General features: G+C 58.8%; 17 protein-coding genes. 5 read left to right on the top strand and 12 right to left on the bottom strand.

All coding sequences use genetic code 11. The annotated features are described in order from the left end of the window. Positions 1-44: 44 nt before the first annotated feature. From BJF91_RS03715 to BJF91_RS03705, 3 genes are all read left to right on the top strand, one after another. Complete coding sequence (locus BJF91_RS03715; RefSeq protein ID WP_075613146.1) at positions 45-1034, top strand: isopenicillin N synthase family dioxygenase; 990 nt, start codon at positions 45-47, stop codon at positions 1032-1034. A gap of 146 nt (positions 1035-1180) precedes the next feature. Further along, complete coding sequence (locus BJF91_RS03710) at positions 1181-2083, top strand: LysR family transcriptional regulator (RefSeq protein ID WP_083943151.1); 903 nt, start codon at positions 1181-1183, stop codon at positions 2081-2083. A gap of 48 nt (positions 2084-2131) precedes the next feature. After that, on the top strand, positions 2132-3499 hold the full coding sequence (locus BJF91_RS03705; protein ID WP_075613145.1) for a cytosine deaminase: 1368 nt from the start codon (positions 2132-2134) through the stop codon (positions 3497-3499). On the opposite strand, the gene BJF91_RS03700 is transcribed toward BJF91_RS03705, so the two are convergent. The 9 genes from BJF91_RS03700 to BJF91_RS03660 form a co-directional block, all read right to left on the bottom strand. Then, positions 3483-6509: a glycoside hydrolase family 2 gene (locus BJF91_RS03700; RefSeq protein WP_075613144.1), complete on the bottom strand. Its 3027-nt coding sequence runs from the start codon at positions 6507-6509 to the stop codon at positions 3483-3485. The genes BJF91_RS03705 and BJF91_RS03700 overlap by 17 nt on opposite strands. Before the next feature lie 326 nt (positions 6510-6835). Further along, the gene (locus BJF91_RS03695; RefSeq protein WP_075613143.1) at positions 6836-7909 is read right to left on the bottom strand and encodes a hypothetical protein; all 1074 of its coding nucleotides are present in this window, start codon (positions 7907-7909) and stop codon (positions 6836-6838) included. A 16-nt stretch (positions 7910-7925) separates the two neighbouring features. After that, positions 7926-8999 (bottom strand): DUF3419 family protein, encoded by a 1074-nt coding sequence (locus BJF91_RS03690; protein WP_075613142.1) that lies wholly within the window; start codon positions 8997-8999, stop codon positions 7926-7928. Positions 9000-9043: 44 nt separating this feature from the next. Further along, entirely contained in the window at positions 9044-10315 is a 1272-nt protein-coding gene (locus BJF91_RS03685; protein ID WP_075613141.1) for a F390 synthetase-related protein, read from the bottom strand. Next, entirely contained in the window at positions 10312-11154 is an 843-nt protein-coding gene (locus tag BJF91_RS03680) for an MBL fold metallo-hydrolase (protein ID WP_083943113.1), read from the bottom strand. The genes BJF91_RS03685 and BJF91_RS03680 overlap by 4 nt, the downstream gene beginning before the upstream one ends. Then, the gene (locus BJF91_RS03675; protein ID WP_075613140.1) at positions 11154-12143 is read right to left on the bottom strand and encodes an NAD-dependent epimerase/dehydratase family protein; all 990 of its coding nucleotides are present in this window, start codon (positions 12141-12143) and stop codon (positions 11154-11156) included. Before BJF91_RS03675 ends, BJF91_RS03680 begins: the two co-directional genes overlap by 1 nt. 3 nt (positions 12144-12146) lie before the next feature. Beyond that, on the bottom strand, positions 12147-13124 hold the full coding sequence (locus BJF91_RS03670; RefSeq protein ID WP_083943111.1) for a 3-oxoacyl-ACP synthase III family protein: 978 nt from the start codon (positions 13122-13124) through the stop codon (positions 12147-12149). A 154-nt stretch (positions 13125-13278) separates the two neighbouring features. Then, a complete protein-coding gene (locus BJF91_RS03665) occupies positions 13279-13482 on the bottom strand; it encodes a cold-shock protein (protein WP_075613138.1) in 204 nt (67 codons plus the stop codon). A gap of 80 nt (positions 13483-13562) precedes the next feature. Next, entirely contained in the window at positions 13563-14186 is a 624-nt protein-coding gene (locus BJF91_RS03660) for a helix-turn-helix domain-containing protein (RefSeq protein ID WP_075613137.1), read from the bottom strand. 43 nt (positions 14187-14229) lie between these two features. Between BJF91_RS03660 and BJF91_RS03655 the strand changes: the two genes are divergently transcribed. Then, a complete protein-coding gene (locus BJF91_RS03655; RefSeq protein ID WP_184412863.1) occupies positions 14230-14916 on the top strand; it encodes a B3/B4 domain-containing protein in 687 nt (228 codons plus the stop codon). 474 nt (positions 14917-15390) lie between these two features. Beyond that, positions 15391-16602, top strand: coding sequence for a trans-sulfuration enzyme family protein (locus tag BJF91_RS03645; RefSeq protein ID WP_075613136.1), 1212 nt, complete (start codon positions 15391-15393; stop codon positions 16600-16602). Between the two features lie 111 nt (positions 16603-16713). Here BJF91_RS03645 and BJF91_RS03640 read toward each other — a convergent pair whose 3' ends face one another. The 3 genes from BJF91_RS03640 to BJF91_RS03630 form a co-directional block, all read right to left on the bottom strand. Then, on the bottom strand, positions 16714-17733 hold the full coding sequence (locus BJF91_RS03640; RefSeq protein ID WP_139310575.1) for a SphA family protein: 1020 nt from the start codon (positions 17731-17733) through the stop codon (positions 16714-16716). Between the two features lie 25 nt (positions 17734-17758). Further along, the gene (locus tag BJF91_RS03635) at positions 17759-18973 is read right to left on the bottom strand and encodes an MFS transporter (RefSeq protein WP_075613134.1); all 1215 of its coding nucleotides are present in this window, start codon (positions 18971-18973) and stop codon (positions 17759-17761) included. A gap of 119 nt (positions 18974-19092) precedes the next feature. Further along, entirely contained in the window at positions 19093-20568 is a 1476-nt protein-coding gene (locus tag BJF91_RS03630; protein WP_210289098.1) for an aldehyde dehydrogenase family protein, read from the bottom strand. Positions 20569-20916 lie beyond the last annotated feature (348 nt).

Genomic DNA, 20916 nt, shown 5'->3' with positions numbered 1-20916 from the left:
TTGCTCCTCAACGGCCGTAACGGCCCAACCTCAAGGAGAATGCCATGACCATGCAGACCTATAGTCTTGCCGAGTTGAACAAGGAAACCACCATCGGCGGCGTCGGCAAGACCGTCGAGCGCGAAGTGCCGGTTATCGATCTCGCCGATTTCGACAACCGAAAGGGCGAGATTGCTGATCAATTGTGGGAGGCTTCCATCGATATCGGCTTTTTCCAGGTCTATAACCACGGCATTGCCCAGGCCGATATCGACGCGGCTTTCGACACCGCTTGGTCCTTCTTCGAATTACCTGCAGAGGTGAAGAGCCAATACCCGATGCCGAAGGGCACTAATGCCGGCTGGGAATTCAAGGCGCAGGTGCGGCCTTCGACCGGTACGCCTGACAACAAGGAAAGCTATCAGATCACCCGTCCGATGATGGACGGCCTGTGGCCGAGCGAGGCGGAACTGCCTGACTTCAAGGAAAAGATGCTGCGGTTCGAGCGCCAGAACTGGGAACTCGGCATGCGCATCCTCTCCTGCTTTGCAATCAAGATGGGCTTCGCGAAGGACTTCTTCACCAAGGCTCATGATCAGGCCTCCGACCAGTATCAGTCCACCCAGCGGTTGATCCATTATATGTCTATGGAAAATGCCAAGCCGGAGGATTTCGAATTCTGGCGGGCGGGCGCCCATTCGGACTTCGACTGCCTGACCATTCTGCATCAGAAGGAAGGTGAAGGCGGCCTGCAGGTTTGCCCCGGCAAGGATGCCGCATCGGGCGAATGGACTGATGTGCCGCCGCAGAACGGCTATATCACCTGCAATATCGGCGACATGCTGATGCGCTGGTCCGACGATCAGTTGCAATCGACGCTGCACCGTGTGCGCATGCCTCGTCCGGGCGAATATCTTGGCCGGCGGTTGTCGCTGCCCTTCTTCTGCCAGGCCAACCGTGATGCTGTCATGCAAGGGCCGCTCGGCAAATATGAGCCGATCACCGCTGGCGATTACCTGACCCAGCGCATCAACGCCAATTTTGCCCGAAAATAATTTTGGACCGAATGATGTTGAACCGGCTGAACCGCAATGTCATCCTGGCCCCGGAACAGCCCCGACCGCACGGCGTTCGCAAGAATGCCGTCCGGCCGGACATCGGAGAAAGGGGCGAGCGCCCCTTTCCCTCGACGGGGACGATGATGCTACATGGCCGCGCCTTGCGCTATATCGACGAAACGGCCCGGCAGGGCTCGATCCGCAAGGCAGCCAAGGTGCTGAATGTGGCGGCCTCTGCCATCAACCGCTATATTCTGGAGCTCGAGCAGGAGCTGAATGCGCCGATCTTCGAGCGGCTGTCGCGCGGGCTGAAACTGACCAGTTCCGGCGAAATCCTGATTGCCCATATCCGCGAAACGCTGAAGGCACACGAGGCAATGCGGCTTCAAATTCAGTCGCTGCGCGGCCTCAGCCGTGGACATGTGGTAATTGCCACCATGGCGACGCTGGCGGCCGGCCGGCTGGCCGACATTCTTGCCGGCTATCGGGCAGACGTGCCGCAGGTCAGCCTGCGGATTATGGTCGGTGATCGCGCATCCGTCTGCGACATGGTGGCAACGGGTGCCGCTGATTTGGCCGTCGCCTATAACATGCCTGACGATAACCGGCTGCAAAGAGCGGCCGAGTTCATGCATCCGCTTGGTGCGGTCGTGGCACCCGACCATCCGCTTGCCACTCGCAAGAGCGTGCGCATTGCCGATTGCCTTTCCTATCCGCTGGTTCTCGCGGATCGGAGCCTGTCGCTGCGCGACGTCGTTGAAAACCTGACGCCCGTGCAGGCCGAACTCACGCCTGTCGTCGAAACCAATTCGATGGAACTGATGAAGCGGCTGGTGCAGACCGCGCCGCATGTGACGTTCTTGAACAGGGTCGATGTCGGCAGGGAGTTGCAAAGCGGAGACCTGGTTTTCATCCCCTTGAGTGGATCGGCAGGCCTACAAAGGCTGAATGTTCTTCACCGGGCACGCGGCTCGCTTTCGCCGGCTGTCAGCCACTTTATGCATTATGTTCAGGAGAAGCTGAGCGGCGGAGAGGAAATTAGCTGATTCTGCCGCCTGACCCATCCTGTGCTTACCCCGAAATCGAGATCTGCAATGAGTGACACAGCCTTTCGCGCCAGGGCGCGTTCCGTTTTGACTGGTTATGGTCGCGCTTGGCTCAGCCGCGCCCGTGTTCCGCTCGTCTGCCTGGTGGATGGTCTTCCCAAGGGGACTTCGCTGGACCGCGACGGCTGCGCTATGATCGATCTCCTGATAGACAATGGCCAGATCGCGGGCGTGCGACCGGCCGGGTCCGGTCCTGCTGATGATGGACTAGATCTGGAAGGACGCCATCTGTGGCCACTGTTGATCGACATGCATGTCCATCTCGACAAAGGCCATACAGTCGGTCGCGCTCCGGTTTCCGGTGGCACCCATCCGAGTGCGCGGGCCGCGACGACGGCCGACCGGCTTGCCCACTGGCGACACGACGATCTCATTCGACGCATGGAATTTGGCCTGGCATGTGCCGAAGCCCATGGTGTCGCAGCAATCCGCACCCATCTCGACAGCCATGCGGGGCAGGCTGAGACTACCTGGACCGCGTTTTCTGAAATTCAGGCGCGTTGGGCCAAACGGATCGCGCTGCAGGCGGTCGGTCTCGTGCCGCTTGATGCCTATCGCACTGATCATGGCCGTGAATTGGCCGATCTAATCGCTAAGCAGGGCGGATTGCTTGGTGGCGTTACTCGTGCATCAGGCGGCACCCATGGCAGTGGGCTCGAGGATATCGATGTACTGCTCGATGCCTTGTTTCTGTTGGCGCGGGAGCGGGATCTTGATATCGATCTGCATGTTGATGAAGCCGCCAGGGCGGATGCGCTGCCCCATGTCGCACGCGCCGCAATCCGCCACAACTACGAGGGTAGGGTCACCTGCGGCCATTGCTGTTCGCTGGCGCTGATGAGTGACGCCGAAATCCGCGAACGTATCGCGCTGCTCGCAGATGCCGGAATCGGCATCGTGACGCTACCGACCGTCAACCTCTATCTCCAGGGCCGGGAACAGGGTGTGACCCCGCGCTGGCGCGGCGTAACGCCGGTCAAGGAACTGCGGGCCGCTGGCGTTGGCGTCGCTGTCGCCGGCGACAATTGCCGCGATCCGTTCTTCGCCTATGGCGATCATGACATGGTCGATACTTGGCGCCAATCGGTGCGCATCCTGCATCTCGACCATCCCTATGACGATGCCGTCGCGCTGGCGACGATTGAACCGGCCGCGATGACGGGACTTGAGGCCGGCACGATCGGCGCGGGATGCCGCGCCGATCTGATGATCTTTGAAGCCTGGAGCATGGACCAGGTCATCGCCCGGCCGCAATCCGACCGGACGATTGTGCGGGCCGGCAAGATCAGCGATGTGGCGCTGCCTTCCTACCGGGAGATCGAACTAACGTCCGCGCAGCTCACTCCATCAACCTGATCCTTACGCTCAGCGTCAGCGCTTCGCCCGGCTCGATCATATAGGCTGGGTGTGGTAGCGCGCCCCAGCTGTCGTCGCCGCCGACGCCCATCTGCCGGGCCATCAGCGTCACGATGGTACGGTTTGCGGCCGGCAGGTCGTAAGGCCGGGCCGCCGCCTCCAGCTGGAAGGCGGTGTAAGGCGATACGCCCAGCTCGAACGGCATATCCACCGCCTCGAAACGCAGCCGGTTGCCTTGGGCGTCGAACAGCTCTGCCCAGCGCACGCCGGTCCGGTTGCCGGATTCCTGCGGGATGACATAGGGCGTGACATTGTCCGCCACCGCCCGCTCATAAATCCCCAGCCGGGCGCCATGGAGACGGTCGGCATGGTTTTCTTCCGGCCCCAGCCCGTAATAGCGGAACCGGTCGAAGGTCTTCGGCATGGGAATGGCAAGGCCGAACAGCGGCGGCGAAGGCAGCTTGCTGTCGCCTGGCCAATGGGCGGTCACCAGAATGGCGCCATCTGCTTCGTATCGATAGGAGACGCTGACCTGCTCGGAGCCGTCAGGGATGGCAAAGCGATAGTCGATGCCGGTGTCGCGATAGGCGTAGGATGCCTGGGTATGATCGAGGCTTGCCCGACGCCATGTGCCGAATTTGGCGCCGAAGCCAGCACCTCGATCGTTGTCCGTTGGTGCCCGCCAGAAGGTCGGCTGCGGGGGCCGTTCAAGGAATTCGACGCCAGCCGCATTGACCAGCGAAACCGGGCCGCCAAAACGGCGGCAGAACAGGGTACGGCTCTCGCCATCGGAAATCCCGAGATTGTAACCGCCTTCCACCCGCGTCAGCGGTCGTGCAACCGGCTTCGGCTGTTCGCCTGTGATGGTCCAGACATGTTCACCGAAGGCGACTTCATGACCTGCAGGCGCCCAGGCCCGGTCGTGACGTTCGCGCAGCGAGCATTGCAGGCTATATTCGCCAGCGGCTTCCGTTGCCGGCAGCGACAGGCGCAGCGTGGCCTGATCCTGGGGCGCGACATCCACATCTTCACGGCCGGAGGCGACAACAACGCCGTCCTTCAGTAATTGATAATCGAGGTAGAGCGCCTCAAGCGAGACGAATAGGTTGTCGTTGAGGATCTTGACGCCGTGGCGATCCGGCAGCAGTCGGGCCGGTTGGTAGAGCGCTTTGATTTCCTGCACTTTCGGCGTCAACTGCCTGTCGGCAGTAACGATGCCGTCGCAGCAGAAGCTGTAATCGGTCGGCCGGTCGCCGAAATCGCCGCCAAACAGCAAGCCTTCGCTGCCATCGGGTCGGGGGCCATAGAAGGCCTGCTCGATATATTCCCAGATGAAGCCGCCCTGGCACTGCTCATAACGGTAGGTGAGGTCGGTATAGAGATGCATGCCGCCGCAGGAATTGCCCATGGCATGGGTATATTCGCAGGAGACGAACGGCTTGGACGGATTGCTGCGCAGATAGTCCTCGACCGCCTGCGGTCGCGCATACATGCGGCTTTCCATATCGCTTGAGCGCGCATCGTAGCGGCGGTCATTGAACACGCCCTCGTAATGCACGAGGCGTGAGGGATCACGATTGCGGAACCAGTCGGCCATGTCGGCAATAACGCTGCCGCCGAAGCTTTCGTTGCCGCAGGACCAGATCAGCACACACGGATGATTCTTGTCGCGCTCCAGCATATTGGTGGCACGGTCGAGAACGGCGGGACGCCATTCAGCCCGGTCGCCAGGCAGAACCTTGTCCAAGTCCCGCTCTTCTACAGCCCAGGTGCCGTGGGTCTCGAGGTTCGTCTCGTCGATCACATAGAGGCCATGCTCGTCGCAGAGCGCGTAGAATTCGCTGCGGTTCGGGTAGTGGCTGGTGCGAACTGCATTGAAATTGTTGCGCTTGAAGAACAGCACGTCCCAGAGCATGTCTTCCACGGTCACGGAGCGGCCGCGCCGGGGGTGGAAATCGTGGCGGTTGATGCCCTTGAACACGATGCGCTCGCCATTGAGGCGCATCAGTCCGTCGCGCATTTCGAACCGGCGGAAGCCGACGGTCTGCGGCACGGCTTCGACCGTCTTGCCGGTGCCGTCATTGAGCGTCAGCAGCAAGCGGTAGAGATGCGGCGCTTCGGCGCTCCACAGATGCGGCGCATCGACGGCGAGCGCGACATCCATCTCACCGGCGGCATCAAAGGTGGCCGAGACGACTTCCGTCCCATCAGGGGCGTAGAGCGTGGCGGCGAGAGTGGCTTTCGCCGCTTCGGGCAGGTCGAGTGCCAAGCGCAAGCGCAGCGAGGCGCTTTTGAAGTCATCGGCAAGATCCGTGGTAACGAACAGGTCGCGGATATGCAGCGCCGGCCAGGCTTCGAGCCGTACTGGCCGCATGATGCCGGACAGGCGCCAAAAATCCTGATCTTCCAGCCAGGCGCCGGACGAGCGATGATAGACTTCGACGGCAAGCAGGTTTTCGCCGTTCACGAGGGCATCGGTCACGTCGAAGCGCGAGGGGGTAAAGCTGTCTTCGGCATAACCGATAAAGCGGCCGTTTAGCCAGACATAGAAGGCAGTTTCTACACCTTCGAAGGTCAGGATGGTCCGATGGCCGGCAAGCTCGGGCGCCAGCGTAAAGGTCCTGATATAGCAGCCGACCCGATTGGCTTTCGCGGCTTCGCCAAGATCGAGTGCCTCATGGCCGTCCCAGGGATATTGGATATTGACGTATTGCGGGTGGCCGTGGCCCTGCAACTGCATCGCGCCGGGGACGTCAATCGTACCGAAACCGCTGCGGTCGAAATCTGGGCGATGGAAGCCCTCTGGCCGCTCGGCTGCTGACAGCGCTGACACGAATTGCCAGGTTCCGTCGAGGCTCTGGCGCAGCGGTGAGGCTATGCCGGCCAGGGCTGAGCTGGCATCTGGAAAGACGACATGATCTGAGATGGCGGGAAGACGGCCGATGGCAAAGATTTGCGGATCGGAAAGCCAGGTGAGATCGGCTGCGGCGGGTAAAGATTCGGTCGTCACATGTCCCTCCCGGACGTTTACTCTGAACGAAGAATGCGCGTGTTTCTTACCCTATTATTTCCGCCACAGGAATCGGGTTTCTGCAGAATATTCAACATCTATAACGTGTTATGCCGAAGGGCGGCTCTGTGGCCGGCGAGGATACCTATATGAGAGGTATGATCCAACCAAATGACGGGCGCATTCTTCAACGCGAGGCTGCGTTAGCATCTTCGACGCCTACCGCATAAATCCTTGGATCGGAATCGATTGAAGGAGAAATGATGTGCATATATCCGTAACGAAGTGCGCATGAACCTTTTAGCAGGTGCTTACGGTTGCTGAATTTACAGCTTGTATCGCCTGAGGAGAGGCATGCCGATCCGATGAGCAACGGTACGCAGGACGTCGAGTGGCAGGCGCCGCCTTGCTGGGAGATGTCGAAAATGGAATGCCGAAAACTCCATCTCGGCGGTCGCGCCGCGGGCAATCTTGAAGCTGGAAGCCCCGGAAGACATGTTTAAAGCGAGATTGTGGCGGGCTGCAAACCGGCTGCCGGCATGAAAACCCAGGCGATATAGCCCCACGCGCTGATCGATGCCGGTGTTATAGCCCATCAGCGGAATTGTCGCGTGACCAGCGAAATGGTGCATGCCACCAAAACACTGGATGATGCCATCCGCGTCCCGCAATACCAGGTAGCGGATCATGCCGATCGCATGCGTCATGGTGACAAAGGCGGGCGTGAAGCTCGGGTTCAACTGCGAATACTTGTCGAGATAGAGCATCGCATAAAGCGCGGCGATGCGTTCGGCATCCGGCAAAGTCATCGTCTGCAAGTCTTCGTAACGAAGGGACGTATTTTGCCAGAGACGCTCGTCTCGTTTCAGGTCACGGCGCCGTGTCATCTGGCTGGGGACATCATCTACCAGAAACACTTGCCTGCTCGGCAACAAAACCCAGCCGGCCGCTTCAAGCGCTCCTATCAACCGGCTGTTATGCCGCCAGGTGAGCGAGCGCATCGCCAGGATATGCGAGGGAAACCGCGCGGTGAGTTCCTCGGTTTGTGAAGCGACCAGACCGGGATCGATGGCGGCCAGAAGATTGGTGGACATCATCCAGTTGTTGATATGCACGATCCGGTCCAGATCGGAAAAGCGCAAAACCCCCGCCACGCCGCTCACAACGGCATGCAGTGCTGGCGTAAGTGCCCTGTTGGGAAAGCGGGAAAGCTCCTCCCGCGTATAATCGACATAACCGACCCATGGCGAACAGACGAAGGTCGCAGCCTTGTTACCGTGGTTGATGGTCATCGGCAGGTCTTGCTCACCCCAGCGGTGCACATCCACCTGCGTTTGCAGGTTGCGGATATAGGTCGATGAACCATCGCGCATGAAGGCGCTGGTAAAGTCCTCGACCATCCGGTTCCGGCATCCGTTATCCATGGGCCGCCCGACGGATGACCCCGGCACGCACGCGGTAGATGATCGCCTTGTCCGAGACCGAGAGTTTTTGCGACAGTGCTTCATCAACGTCGACGGTTTCGAACGGCACTGCCATATCGTTCATGAAGATGCGCTCGCAGAATTTCGCATCGGCTGCCGCGACAGCCAGGATACCCTTCCAGCAATCGGCATAGAATTCGGGGCCACAATAGGAGCCGAAATCGGAGAGCGAAAAGCCATCGATCTCGCCAAGTTCAAGTCGCGGCAAATCGCTGATCCCGCCTTCGACGATGTGCAGCCGCCCAAGGCGGCTCTTCACCAGATCATAGTTCTGCGGCTGCAGATGGACGGGCAGCGCCCCTTGCGCATCATGCCGTCCGCGAAAGACGAGCATGGCGAAATCGCTATCGCGAAACAGGAAGGTTCGAGCCGTCGCTTCGAAATCGTCATCGAGCCGTTTGCCCACTTCCTGCGGTTTGGGCAGAAATTCGCCGGCCGGCTCACGCATCACCCAGCGCCATATCCAGTCGCGCCCTATCATTTCGATGGCGGTTCTGAGTGCGCTATGGGCGAACTTGTCCTGCCAGATCTTCGTCTGCGCCTGAACGTCTGGTGCCGCCAGCAGCGCATTGATGTGCCGGCCGCGGAAGAGTTTCAGACATCGTGCGTTCCACAGCAGCAGCTTTTCCCATTTGCCGGCGTGCCATACGCCGCCCTCGATCTTGCGCAGATGCCTGTCCCAGTGATCCTGCACGGCTGGCGACAAGTACTGGCGGATATGCTGGTATATGCCGGTACGCGAATGACTTTCGGCGATGCCGACAAATGCCAGAAATGCATCCCGATCCAGTCTCTCCATCGCCGCCATTTTCAGCGCCAGCAGCGCGTTCTGCGTCGGGTTTACATCAAGCGCGATGATCTCCTCAGCGTCCGACAGGAGCATGTCGAGCGGTCGGGTGCCTGAGCCGGTCAGGCAGACGATCCGCGCGGCGCCCGCAAGTGCCGCAAGCTCGCTTTCCCCATCCTCGTTTGCTGACGAAAAATTCAAATTCTCAAAGAAACCCAACTTATCCCCCCTTTGTCGACATGTGTCGTTCTGAGTTGATTTGCTCAATCGTTTGGCTGCCAGGCGCGTCTTATGCGCCTCAGCTTACCTTTCGAATGTAGTGCGAGATCCACGCTCTTCACATGGCAATCCGGTGAAACGCCATGCCGTGCCATAAGCGCGGCAAGATTTGCCTGCACCGCCTGGCGAATTGGCAAGGGGCAATCGGCATGCAGCTGCAATTCCAGTATTGCTGCATCGGTCTGAACCAAGCCGAAATCCAGAATGCTGCGATCAGTGTCCACTATGGCGTTGCGCAGAATGTCCGGTGTCAGTTCGACAATTTCTCCATCGCGCGATGGCAGGAGAAATACGTCGTCTTCACGTCCGACGACCTCCTGGACCACCTGCAGGGGAGAACCGCAGGGACAGAGCCTGTCATCCAGGCGCAACAGATCGTTCAGACGATAACGCGCCATAATCTGCGTGCGGCGGTTGAAATCGGAAAGCACTGGCCTCACCAGCCCTTCACCTGCTTCCTCGAAGGCAAAGTGCATGCAGTCTTCAGCCAGGTGCAGCCGGCCATGGGTGCAGGTCACGCCCAGCAGGCCCTCGGTTGCCATATAGATTTCGCCAAGGCGCAGACCGAACCCCGCTTCGATGATCGAGCGATCTGCCTCTTCCAGCTTTTCTGCCGCGGAAAAGACCCGTCTCAGCATCGGGCGGCGAGGTGCCTGGGCCAGCCGGCGCAGGATACGCGGAGGCGCGATCACAACGGTTGGATCGAAGGCCGTTAATTCAGCCGCGTATGTTTCGAGCGGGTTCGTGATGTTGAAGAATCGCACCTTTAGGTTACGAGTTCGGTTGGCGCTGGCGTAAAGCGGTGTATCGATTGGCAGAAGCACGGCCACGCGATCCCTGTGCCGCCAAAAATCCGGAAGGGCCTTTGCCAGCATGGCGCCCAGCCAGGCAAATTGTTCGGCCTGCGATATGACGAAAAGGCCGCGATTGCCGCTCGTGCCGGTGCTGGCACCAACAATAAAATCGCCGATGCGTTTTTCGCCTTCGAAGGCGCGCCACCCGATCGCATTGGTGATGCCGGCGATATTGAAACGGGAAAAATCGGCCATCAGGTCCGATTTTTCCATGACCGGCAGATCGGTGAGCACGGTCTCGCGTCCGGCCCATTCCCTAAAGGCCGCAACTTTGGGAACGTCGTTTTCCAGCCATGCCGAAAGTTTCGCCGACTGCCAATCTTGCAGGCGGGCACGGTCGCGCATCCGGTAAGGCAGCGTGCGGATGCGCAGATATGATGAAAGGGCGGCCAGAAGGCTCAAGAGCTGTCTTTCACGCCGTTATCCATATCCAGCCGGTGGCCCTCCGGATCATGGCAAAGCATAATATCGCCTCCCTGTTCAAAAAAAGCCCTGACCTTCTCAGCGCTTGATTGCATGGCCGGGCGATCGTGGCAGACGAGACCTGCCGGAAATCCTGGAAGTCTATCCTCAATGATCGCCCTTATCAGCCACTGAGCGTCCGTGGCGTAGAGCAGCGGTGCGTCCGTGCCGGGGAAGCACAGACCAACATGGCCATCGAGATGCCCAGGCAGATCAATGGCAAGAACGGAGCCGTCCGCAGCGATGTCCCAGCCGGTGCCGAGCCCGCCCGGTGCCGGGACCGTGTGAAAATCCTCGAAAAAGTGCAGCCGGTTTTCGATATCGTCGGGCATTAGCCCGGCGAAGACACCGCTCATCGCATTTTTGGTGGCGCTGTTGTTTCGATAGGCGTTCCAGGCCTGTCGCGCGCAAAGGAGCTGCGCACCTGGCAGGTCCCTCAAGCCACCGATATGATCGGCATGAAAATGGGTGATGATGATCGTCTCTATGTCCTGCTTGCGCAGGTCAAGCAGGCTCAATCCGGCACCAAGTGGATCGTTGCTCAGTGTGCTTGGCCGCAAGAACAAACGATAAGCGGCAAGCAGCGGGTCCTGCGGCAGGCGCCGTAGCGCGTCTGCATTGCAATAACCGGTGTCGATCAGCGTATGGCCGAGCTGCGGATGGTGGAAATAACCGACGCGCACGCGCAATGGCAATCTTTTGAAACTGCCGTGCCGGAGCAAAAGCCATTCGCGGACTGGAAGAATGGAAGTTGTGAAAAAGCGCGGTTCCACCATCATTATCGCGCTCCTGGCCGGTTCGCGCTGAACGTGAGCTTAAGCCCTTCTGGGAAAGAAACTTTTGGGCGCCAATTGAGGTGGTGGCGGGCATTGGAGAGATCGAGCGTCTGCGAAAAGGCGAAGATGCCGAGGCCGTAGGCCGTGACGCTCGGCTCGGGTCTGGCCGGGTGAAGCCGAGCCGCAAGTTCTCCTGCCCGCACCGCCACCAGAACCGGCATGACCGGAAGATCGCGCCAGCGTGGGACGATACCGCTTGCCGCCGCCGCCTGGTCGACGATCTGCGAGATCGGCAGGGCCTCGCCGCCCGATATGTTGAAGATCCTGCCAATCGCCTGCGCCGGTTGCCGCATGACAGAGAGAATAGCCTCAACGACGTCACTGACATGGGTGACGTCGGTCACGGCCCTGCCGCGACGAAACCTTGGCAGGGCACCTGTCTTTGCCGCTCGAAGCAGTCGGGGAAGCAATGCGTTGTCTCCCGCCCCATAAATCCCTCGTGGCCGGATGATCGTATAGGGAAGGCCACTGGCGAGCACATGTCCGTCGGCGACGGCCTTGGTGCGCGCATAATCATTGACCGGTTTGGGTAAGGCCATATCCTCTGCGATATTAAACTGGTCCTCAAAGCGGAAATAGACGGCTGGTGTCGAGATGTGGACAAGGTGCTGCACCTGCAACATCTTGGCCAGTGCGATGACATTGTTCGTCACCACGACATTCGCCCGCTCGAAACAGGTCCTTCGTCCCCAGGGGGAGGACAGCGCTGCACAATGGATGATGTGCGTCACGCCATTGAACTGCTGACGCAGATCGCCGGGCTCCATCGTGCTCAGGTCCAGCGCCAGCTTGTTTTTGTCGGCAAGCGGTAGAGCGCTGAGCTTCGTGTGGTCGCGTCCCGTAGCGATGACGTTGCAATCTTCAGCATGAAGCCGGCGTACCAGTTCGCCGCCGAGAAAGCCTGTCGCACCGGTTACGAGGTAGCGGGCCATGGGTCAAAGGTCCATGACAAGTCCGCCGAAGGACACGCCAGCCGATGTGCCGAGCATCATGATCCGGTCTCCCTGGTGAACCAGCCCTTGCTCAAGCGCATAGTCAAGCACGAAAGGAATGGAGGCTGCGATCTGGTTGCCGAACTGTGCGGAAATATCGATCACCTGTTGCGACTCGAACTCACAGATCCGTGTTATATGCGCAAGTGCGCCCGGGCTGGCTTGGTGGGCGATGACCCGTACGATCTCGTCACGGCGGGTGTTTGCCGCAGCAAGAAGCGTGTCGACAAAGCTTCCGAAATCCCGTGCGGTCAGGCGAAAGAGTTCCTTGCCATCCATAGAAAACAGACTATGTGCGGCAAACTGTTCCGGCTCTCGCTGGAAATCGAAGCGGGTGCCGCCAGCGCCGATCTGGCAAGCATTGTAGCCCGATGGCAGGGTTGTGAAATGCGCAGCCAGGATGCCGGCGTGAACGTCAGCGCGGACAATAGCGGCACCGGCGCCATCCCCGAAAAGACCCGCCACCGCGGGCTGCGTCTTCCACGGCAGGGCACGGGAAGCGATATCCGAGGAAACGATCAGGATGGTGCGGTAAGTGCCGGCCTGCAACAGGCTGGATGCAAAATGCAGGGCGACCGGAAAACTCAGGCATGTGCTGTTGATGTCGGTGGAAAAACAACCGCCATCAGCGATGCCCAGAGCCCGCTGGATGGCCGGCGCCGTTCCCGGTATCGGCTGATATGCGACCGCCGAGGCGCTGATGATCATATCGAGATCTTGCGGCCGCAGGCCGGCCGCCTCCAGCGCCTTGCGCGCGGCGTCACAGGCGAGATCGATCTGGTTCTCACCGTCGCAAACATGGCGCGTGCGCACACCGGTTACGGATTGCACGTAGCCGGTCGGGAAGCCATGCAGCTCATCAAACTCGGATGAGGCAATGGCGCGGTGTGGAACGGATCGGCCGGTTCCTAAGATGCTCATGCCGGAGACGCGCCGCTCTTCACTTGCCCTGTGCGTCTCCATTCTTTACCTGTCGATCGTGTCGGTTCGGTTCTCTTTATAGAAAGGCACCTGAAGTGACCGAGGCCCCGTCATTAGCTTGGGAGCCTCGCCACATTCGACGCCGGGACCGCGATTACAGGACGGTGACGTTTTCTGCCTTGGACTTGCCGGTCTTGCGGTCCTGGCCGACGTCGTAACTGACCTTCTGGCCATCCTGCAACGCGCCACCAAATCCAACGGCCGAAATGTGGACGAATACGTCAGGACCACCGTTGTCCGGGGTGATAAAGCCGAAGCCTTTATCCTGAGCGAAGAATTTCACAATACCAGTTGCCATCAGGCCCTCGTTTTTTTGACATGCACTTCAATCAAATAGCGGCCGCAATGGTGAGCATCAAGACCTTCGGCTCGCAATAACTAAAGACCGGTTCGCACCCGTGGGCGATGTAGTTCCGCCACCGTCATGACGAAGCGCACTTCATCGGCTCCGCAATTCATGTAGGCATGCTTATCTTCCGTTCGCGCCAGGACGGATGACCCGGCCTCCACCACATATTCACTTTCGCCAAGCTTCAGGGTGAGCTTGCCGGCTTCGACATTGAGAAGCTCCAGTGTACCGGGCGAATGGCCGGGCGACTCGAAAATCTCGCCTGGGAACAGCGTCCAGCGCCATAGTTCGATTTCATCCGGCCCATTGGTTCCCACGAGAAGCGTGGCGCTGCCACCTTTTGGTCCTCGCCATAAAGTCGATGCATCTTGGGGTGGGACGATACGAACGGGAACGTTCGAGGCAACGCCGACAACATCTGCGACCGATACGCCAAGCGCCGTTGCGGCCCGGCACAGCGTAGCGATACTTGGATTGGCGGTCCCCTTTTCGATTTCGACCAGCATGCCCTTGCTCACGCCTGACTTTCGAGAGAGCTCGTCAAGCGTCATGCCGCTCTGACGCCTGAAGGTTTTCATGTTCTGGGAGACAGTTGCGCTGACGCGCTCAACGTCAGCGACCGTTTCGGTCGATATATTGACTTTCTTGCTCATGGTCGGTATTGTAGACTAAACTGGTCAATGGGAGCTAGAGGGCATGTTGGATTTTCCGGTGATCGACACCGATATCAAAAAAATTGCACCGGACTTTCGAGCGATCAGCATTCTGGTTGACGCCAAAGATGCCCCGCGCGGCAAAATCAGCAACGACTTTCTCGGGGAAGCCTGTGATTTCGTTCGCACCGGCGGACCGCAATGGGCGGATGCACATCTTGCCTCCTGGGCCGAAGTTTATACCCGCTTTGGCGCAAAGCCCAACCGGACGCCCTGTTCTGCTCAGGCGCTGAAAAAGCGGGTGGAAAAAGACGGTCGTCTTCCATCGATCAACCCACTCGTTGATCTTTATAACGCTGTGAGCTTAAGATTTGCAGTTCCGGTCGGCGGCGAAAATTTCGACGCTTATGTGGGTCGGCCACGGCTGTCAGTTGCCGCGGGCACGGAAGCCTTTGATACGGTTGCAAACGGCGACGCGATCGTTGAACACCCGTCTACAGGTGAAGTGGTCTGGCGCGATGACATCGGTGTGACGTGCCGTCGTTGGAACTGGAGGCAGGGAACGCGCACACGCCTCGATTCAATCGGGGGCCGGATGTGGTTCATTCTCGAGAGCTTGGCGACCATGCCGGAAGAGGCGCTGGAAGAGGCCGCCAACATGCTGGTGAGTGGGCTTCAGCAGCTGGCGCCTGGCTGCGAAGTCTATAGACAGAAACTCGTCGTGGCATAGGAGACGACGCCGGACTCGGCGGTGGAAGTCAATATTGCATGATGGAGGGATGTCACCGTCGAAGGGCGACTGACAAACCGGACCCCTGACATTAAACCGACGATTTCCGTCGTGGCGGCGCGGCAGCAGCGAAGCTTCGCCCGGAGAAACGGGTGTTGGTCGCGTCGCAAAGGAGGAACAATGCATCCTGACCTACGCGTGCCATAGGGATCGGCTTCCTACCTTCGCCGGAGAAGGGGTGCTTCAACTCTAAGCCATACCGATCGTCTTTTCAGTGACGGTGATGGACATTTATGGCGCGGCCTACAAGATCCGACAGGATACTCGGCTTGTCTGCAAACCAATGCTTCTCGTCACCCTCTTCTATGTCGTAGTGACTTTCTTCATCGCTAGGGCTTTCCAGAAACTTGAAAATGCCGTGCCGTCGCGTCGATAGAGCCGGTCACGACTGAGACCAAAACCAGAGGCAACGACATGTCCAGACCAAACAAGCATGAGCTTTCAACGCTCGCCTTCGAAACGCTTTCGGTGCATGGCGGCAACGAGATTGACCAGACGTCAGGTGCGATACGCACGCCCATCGTCATGGCGAATTCGTATCTTCTTCCCTACGATCCCTCGACCATGGACTGGTCAGATACCGAGGCGCCCTCCTACACCCGAAATTCCGGGCACAATCAGATCTGCTTGCAGCGTAAGCTCGCGGCCATGGAAGGCGGCGAGGACGCAGCCGTCTTCGCAACCGGTGTCGCCGCGCTTCATGCTGTGTTCTTCACATTCCTGAAGAGCGGCGATCATGTAATCGTCGGCGACGTGACTTATGAAGCGGTTTGGCGGCTTTTTGCCGAACTCCTGCCGCAACGCTACAATATCGAGGCCACTTTCGTCGATATGGGCGATATGGATGCGGTCAGGGCCGCCGTCCGGCCTAACACCAAGCTGATCCACACCGAGACGATTGCGAACCCGACCACAAAGGTCGCTGATATCGCGACGCTTGCTTCCATCGCCAAGAGTGCCGGTGCCCTTCTGTCTGTGGATTCAACCTTTACCCCTCCACCGTTCTTCCGGCCGCTGGCACTTGGGGCTGATCTTGTCATCCATTCCCTGACCAAATACATCAATGGCCATGGTGACGCGATGGGTGGGGCGGTGATTGCGTCCAAGGATCTGATCCATCATGTGAAGGCGGATGCCCTCGTCGATCTCGGCGGAACTATTTCGCCCTTCAATGCCTGGCTCATCACCCGTGGGTCGGTCACCCTGCCTTTGCGCCTCAAGCAGCAGTTCGCCACCGCACAGACCATTGCAACTTATCTCTCTGGTGAGAAGCATGTTGCCTATGTCACCTATCCCGGACTTGAGAGCCACGACCAGCATCAGCTGGCAAAGGCGCAGTTTCACGGCAAAGGTTATGGTGCAGTGATGGCCTTCGCCGTGGACGGTGATCCAGACGCTCAGAACCGCTTTGTCGCCAATCTCCAGGTTATAACTTCGGCTGTTTCACTCGGTCATGATGAAACGCTGATTGTCCATGTTGGAGGAAGCGGCCGCGGCGGGGCCGAACGCTATCCACTAAACTTTCAGAAGTATGGTCACCTGCGTCTTTCCATTGGCCTTGAGGACCCGCAGGACCTAATCGCGGATATCAAGCACGCGCTTGATGAGACCTTCAACCGGTCCTGAAGACGCCAGTTTGGCACTCAGTGTAGCGGAAGTATCTTTTGAAGATGGTCTCGCTACCTGACCGCTGCTGCCGGTTCGTTTTGATGTTTCAAGGAGCATTTTTAATTCTCCCTACCAAATCTTACGAATGAAACTGAGTTGCAGATAGTCGCCTTCAAAGGCATTACGGGTGTAAACGTCAGTCAAATATTTCAAGCTGACGGTCGTGCGATACTCAGGGAAATCGACTGCAATAATCGGGCCAAGGCGGATTGATTTATGGCGTCGTCCGTCAGTGGGCGAGACTGCGGGTGAACCCTCGTCGTCTTCAATTTGCCATTTGATGTTTCCGGCAAGACCGAACTGGTAGCGGTTATAGCGTTCCGTGACGGCGAAATCAGCAGAGATGTAGTCGCCGTCACGATAGGTGAAGCCACCGGTGGAGTCGTCACGGTCGAAGTTGTGGTTGTAAAAGACCCGCGCCGAAAATTCAGTGGCATCGAGCAGGATTGGTTTGGTGCGATAGGTCACTGCGGCGTTTGGGGAGAGAACCCAATTATGGAAGCCGGGATTGCCGACGGCCGCGTTGTCGAACTTGCCGATCGGTGCCGTGACGCCGAGACCAAACCCGAGGGTTAGACCAACAGGCATGGGGGGCACGAAATCAGGGCTCGGCTGGGGTTGACCCGCGGCTGTCGGAGGTGGACCATCATACCAGCTCTTCGACCAGAAGAAGAGATCAGAATAGGCATCGAAAAGGCCAGTGTTTTTGTTACTCAGCCGCGCCGGCGTGGTTTTGGTAATCGTCAGGTCGTGCTCGCCATAGATGAAGATCAAGGAAGAGGCGACGCGCCCACCCAATATTTCACCGGGATAGACGTACATCCCACCCAACTGACCCTGGAAGAGACGTTCGCTGGTATCAGGAAATATTTCATTGCCACTGCCGTCGTTCAACCGGTTGCGCCAATTGCCCCAAACACCGCCGATGGCGTAGAAACCTGATTCCGGCGGCAGTTCGGCTGCGCGGATGTCCGAGGTCGCGCCAGGTGTCGAGGTCTGATAAAACTCGGCTGCGGATGCTTCAGCCCCGAACAGGCCGAAAAGTAGACAATATTCGGCAAGGCGCCTCGCCATGGTTGTTGTCTTCACTGTATGTACCCCCCTTATCTCTCGTTTAATGCATTGGTATTGGAGCTGCACCCGTCGTGACCGGCTGCCGTAGCGACCTTCCGAAGATCGATGTCGCCAGCAGAAGAAGGGCGGCGACGCCGGTAATGCTGGCCAAGACGCCCATAGTTGCGACCATGCCACCGGCTGCGGCGGAGGCCACACCGATCATCAGCGGGCAGGAAAACTGACCGATGAAGAACATCGACGTCCAGATCCCCGAGGCACGCCCGCGATAAGCGTCAGGCAGCTTGCTCATGGTCAACGCAAGAACCAACGGCAGGGAAATGCCGCATCCAATATTGTTGACGAACATGCCGATGACCGTGCCGGACAGGGAGGGCTGAGTGTACAACAGGCCGTAACCAGCTGCCTGAAGCGCCATTGCGCCGGTCAGGAGCGCGCCGATTGCGCGCCGCGACAGCAGGCGAAACAAAGCTGCTCCGGCGACCGCACCCATGGCGCCGATGGCGCTGGCAAGTCCCAATATTTGCGGATCGGAAATGCCGCGCTCGCTCAGGACCAAAGAAATGTGCACCGGCGTTACATAGAACAATGCGCCACAGATAAGCGTAAGCGCAAGGCAACCGACAACGCGCGCGCTCAGGAGCCGTACCGTCTCCACTGCGGCCCTTTGTTCCGGTTCGGCGGCACGGGCTGGCTCAAACAAGACGGCGAGCGCCAGCGGGATAAACAGGGCCGTGCCGCCGTAGACCAGAAAGGGGGCACGCCAGTCAAAGGATCCCAGAAAACCGGCCAGCGCGAAACAGAAAATGGCGACGAGTGACGCCGAACCAAATTGAACGGAGAGCCAATGCGCCCGTCGGTCGCCGGTGAAGTAATCGCAGATCAGCGCTGTGCTAACGGTCATAACGCCAGCCTCGGCAACGCCGACCACCATGCGTGTGAGGATGATGACATAGAGGTTGTCGATCCAGTAAGGCAACACGCCGGCAACAGCGTAAAGGGCGAGCGCCACCATCAGCAGGCGCCTGCGACCAAAGCGGTCAGCCAATAAGCCTGCGACTGGAGCCAGCAGAGCGACGAGCAGCGCAGGTGTGACCAGTGCCACCGGCGCCAGCAGAGCCGCATGAGGCACGGCTGAAAAATGGTCGATCATGTGCGGCAGGACTGGCGCGAAAAGCGTCGATCCGATGGGTGCCAACCACGCGATTGCCACCAAAAGCAGCCCCTGACGGATTCCTGCTATTCTTTGTTGCATATTCTCCTCCTGGCGGCACACGATCGCATTCCGGACCAGCGTGCCGTGCCGCTCCCGGTGGTTATGACGATCCAGGTGCCACTCTCCTCAAGCGACACCCGACAACGCTGGCCTCAGCCCTACCGCTGAACTGTAATGAGATGGTCCGTCGTGAACTCTTCGATGATCCATTTGCCGTTGAAACGGCCGAGGCCAGAGTTCTTTTCACCCCCGAACATCACATGGGGAAAATCGTGGACGGTGATGTCGTTTATATGTGTCATGCCCGCTTCGATGCGCTGGGCGAAGCCCAGGCCGCGGGCCTCGTTCTGCGTGAAGACAGCGCTTGAGAGGCCGAATTCGGTATCATTGGCAAAGGCGAGCGCCTCTTCCTCATTGGCGGCACGAATGAGCGGGGCCACTGGGCCAAAGATCTCATTGCGGGCAAATTCGGAATGGTTGGTCACGTCCGCAAACACGTGCGGCGGCACGACCCGGCCTTCGATGGCACCGGACACACATTCGCGGAAGCCGCTGGCTCGGGCGAGTTCGATAGATGATTGAACGCTGCGCAGTTGGTTGTCGTTGCAAAGAGGGCCAATCAGGGTGTCTGGCGCATTGGGATCGCCGTATTTCACCGCTCTCGCTGCTTCCGTGTAAGCGTCTACGAAGCGGTCATAGAGCGAGGCATCAACGATGATGCGGTTGGTGCTCATGCAAATCTGGCCTTGATGCAGGAAGCGACCGATCAAGGCAGATTGTACAGCCTTTTCAAGATCAGCATCGTCCAGAACCACCAGCGGGGCGTTGCCGCCAAGTTCAAGGCCGATGCGCTTGAGCAAGGGTGAGTCGCCTGCAACCCTCGCAATATGGCGGCCGACCGGCGTGGAGCCGGTGAAGGTCAAAACACGCGGCACGGCGTGGCGTACGAAGGCGTCGCCAATGATTGCAGAACTGCCGACCACGACATTTAACACGCCGGGCGGCAGGCCAGCTTCTTCATAAATCTTTGCCAACAGCAATCCGCCGGTAATAGGCGTGTCGTTTGAAGGCTTGAGGACGACAGAATTGCCAAGCGCAAGCGCTGGTGCAATGGAACGGTTCGACAGATGCAGAGGGAAATTCCAAGGGCTGATCACGCCGATAACGCCGACCGGCTTTTTGTAAACCCGCGCTTCCTTGCCAGGTTTGTCGACAGGCATGAGATAGCCATGGGCCGCGTTGGGAATGGTTGTGGCCTCTAACATGCCGGAGCGCACAGCGCTCCACTCGATGCCAGCCTTAATCCGCGTGCTGCCGCTCTCACGGATCAGCCAGTCGATAATCTCTTCCTTGCGGTTTTCAAGGATAGACACGGCCTGCATAAACACCGCTGCCCGCTCTGCCGGAGTCGAGCGCGCCCAATCGAGCTGCGCCTTCTTAGCGGCATCGAACGCCCGATCGAGATCCGCCAGACTGGCCTGGCCAATTTCGGCCAAGACAGTGTCATCAAAAGGATTGCGATCAAGAAGCGTGGTGCCTTGGCTTCCAGCAATCCACTGGCCAGCGATGTACTGGCCGTAGAAGTCTTCGTACGTCTGAACAAAGCGCACGGGTGGATTGACGTTTTGCTGCAAGGCATCCTCCTCTGTGTTGCTGTCAGACACGGCTAAGCGGTCGCGTTAACGGGCGCGGTCAATATGCTAAGTCGGTATGAAGCAGTCTCCTCTGGTGAACCAAGATACAGGAGCAACCTGAGAAAAGTCAATTATTATTATTAAAAAATGATAATCTGATTAGTTTGTACTGCAAAAATTTTCTTCAGGAGAGATTTTAGAAAGTCGGATATCAAGTGCAAAGACGCATGCCCTGGAAGGGGTTGCGCATTAAAAGAAGAATAGTGGTGGCGGAGTAATCGGCGACCCGGATTTTGCAATTAATGGTCGGGACGTTGATGCGGATTAACTGGTCGCAGGACCGAAGGG

Source organism: Gillisella taibaishanensis (genome assembly GCF_001938985.1).
Lineage (GTDB): Bacteria > Pseudomonadota > Alphaproteobacteria > Rhizobiales > Rhizobiaceae > Allorhizobium > Allorhizobium taibaishanense.
This window is presented reverse-complemented; position numbering and strand designations above follow the sequence as displayed.